Origin of the sequence: Saccharomonospora iraqiensis subsp. paurometabolica YIM 90007, assembly GCF_000231035.2 — a bacterium.
GTDB classification, from domain to species: Bacteria; Actinomycetota; Actinomycetes; order Mycobacteriales; family Pseudonocardiaceae; genus Saccharomonospora; species Saccharomonospora paurometabolica.
In genome coordinates, this window is record NZ_KI912247.1 from 205,963 (window position 1) to 206,764 (window position 802).

The following is an 802-nucleotide window of genomic DNA, read 5'->3' on the forward strand; positions in this document are numbered from 1 at the left end:
CAGCGCGGGGGAGCGGTCCCGCCCTGCGGCGAGGCGGACACACCGTCGGTGGCCGGGTGCGGGTCCCCGTGCGGGGAGGTCCCGGGCTTGTCCCTGCCGCGGCGACGGCCGCGGGCGTCGGCGAAGTCCAGCGCGACGGAGCCGGAGGCCATCGCGAGCAGGACCACGATGCCCAGCACCGCGCCGACCCACGTCAAGATGTTCGACAGCATCGTGTGCCTTTCTTCGCTCCGTTGTTACCGTGCGCCCCCAGGGTGGCCGCTGTCCGGGGCCGGTGGTATCGGCCAAGTGGTTACTGCTGTCCGACCGTGGGTCGTTCTTTCGGGGGAAGGATCGCTCGATCCGCGGTCCCGCTCACCGCCGACGGTCACCCGAGTGGGTGTTTCCAGAGTGTTCGGTGCGCCATCCAGTGGACTTCTGCCGTCCGGATGGCGCACACCGGGGGCGGCCCGTCAGGGACGGGCGGTGCCGAACACCGTCGCGAGCGCCCGCGCGGTGGCACGGGCGGTGCGGGCGGTGCGCAACTCGTCGCTGTCGCCCAGCGCACGGGGGTCGCCCTCGGACCAGCTCCGGCCGAGCGATCCGGCCCGGGACCGGTCCCCCGCCGCGGTCAGGCAGTCCAGCGCCAGCCGCAGGGTGTCCCGCAGCTGCGGCAGCGTCCGCATCCGCTGCCAGTCGTCGAGCACCTGCTGCAGCAGTTTGCCCGCCTCCGGCACCCGGCCGGACCGCAGCAGCGCGTCCGCGAGGTCGGTGCCCGCCGCCGCGGCGATCCACACCGTGTCCGAGGCGCGCGCCTCGCTGC

The 802-nt window shown here is 74.4% G+C and carries 1 protein-coding gene and 1 pseudogene; both read right to left on the reverse strand.

Annotation, left to right across the window (positions count from 1 at the left end; translation table 11 throughout):
• The coding region (locus tag SACPADRAFT_RS32995; RefSeq protein ID WP_007027817.1) for a hypothetical protein at window positions 1-212 on the reverse strand (212 nt) is incomplete at its 3' end.
• Between the two features lie 240 nt (window positions 213-452).
• Window positions 453-802: pseudogene (locus tag SACPADRAFT_RS33000) on the reverse strand (AfsR/SARP family transcriptional regulator); the annotation flags it as partial.